Origin of the sequence: Streptomyces sp. WAC05292, from assembly GCF_003949955.1 — a bacterium.
Classification (GTDB): Bacteria; Actinomycetota; Actinomycetes; order Streptomycetales; family Streptomycetaceae; genus Streptomyces; species Streptomyces globosus.
In genome coordinates this window covers 1-1,241 of record NZ_RPSE01000738.1, presented here as the reverse complement: position 1 = coordinate 1,241, position 1,241 = coordinate 1, and the positions used below count along the sequence as shown (strand labels likewise).

The following is a 1,241-nucleotide window of genomic DNA, read 5'->3' as shown; positions in this document are numbered from 1 at the left end:
GTGTTCGTGTCGGGCGGCGGGGTGCGCAATCCGACCCTGATGGGCATGCTCCGCGCCGAGCTCGGGCCGTCCGGGGCGGCGGTGCGCCGGGGTGAGATGGTCCGCGCGGTCGTCCTGGGAATCGGGCGGATCATGGGCTGGTCGGCCGCCGGGTACGCGTTCCTCGTGGTGCTCCCCTCCCACCTGCAGGCGGTGCTGGGCGCCTCGGCCCGCGACGCCCTCCTCGCCACCGCGCTCGCCAACCTCGGCTTCGCCGCGGCGATCCTGCCCGCGGGCGTGCTCAGCGACCGGGTCGGGCGGCGTCCGGTGATGCTGTGCGGGGCCGTTTCGGTGGTGGTGCTCGCCCTGCCGCTGCTGCGGCTCGTCCAGTCGCCCGGCGCTCCCCCGGCGGCGAAGGCCGGGGCCGTGCTCCTTGCGGGCGCGCTGGTGGGGCTGCTGGCCGGGCCGGGGCCGGCCATGCTCGCCGAGATGTTCCCGCGCCGGGTCCGCTGCACCGGCCTGGGGGTGGCGTACGCCCTGGCCAATGCGGTCTTCTCCGGCTGCGCCGGCCTCGTCATCACGGCCGTCGCCGCGGGGACGGGGAGCACGGCCGTGCCCGCGTACTACGCGGCGGGCGCCTGCGCCCTGAGCGTGCCCGCCCTGTTGACGCTGCGGGGCGGCGCGCACCGGGAGGCCCTGCGGTGAGGGTGGTCGGGCTGATGTCGGGGACCTCGTACGACGCGGTGGACGCGGCGGCCGCCGACCTCTCGCTGTCCGCGGACGGCGGCACGCTGCGGCTGGCGCCGCTGGGCATGGTCAGCGCCCCGTACCCGGAGGAGGTGCGGCGTGCGCTGGCGGCGGCCCTGCCGCCCGCGGCCACCACGCTCGCGGACGTCTGCCGGCTGGACACCCGGATCGGGCAGGTCTTCGCGGCCGCGGCGGCCCGCGCGGACCGGGAGCTGTGCGGGGGCCGGGCCGAGCTGGTCGCCTCGCACGGGCAGACGGTGTTCCACTGGGCGCAGGACGGGCGGGTGCACGGGACGCTCCAGCTGGGCGAGCCGGCGTGGATCGCGGAGCGCACGGGCTGCCCGGTGGTGTCGGGGTTCAGGCCGCGGGACGTCGCGGCGGGCGGCCAGGGCGCGCCGCTGGTCAGCCTGGTGGACCTGATGCTGCTGCGGGGGCGGCCGGGGGTGCCGGCGGCGCTGAACATCGGGGGCATCGCGAACGTGACCGTGCTGCGGCCGGGCGGCGGGGCGGTGGCG

At 78.3% G+C, this 1,241-nt stretch carries 2 protein-coding genes; both read left to right on the top strand.

All coding sequences use genetic code 11. The features are described from left to right. Positions 1-684, top strand: a 684-nt coding sequence (locus tag EF903_RS32735) for an MFS transporter (protein WP_125548552.1), incomplete at its 5' end; no start/stop codon positions are given. Beyond that, the coding region (locus EF903_RS32730; protein ID WP_185902954.1) for an anhydro-N-acetylmuramic acid kinase at positions 681-1,241 on the top strand (561 nt) is incomplete at its 3' end. The genes EF903_RS32735 and EF903_RS32730, both read left to right, overlap by 4 nt.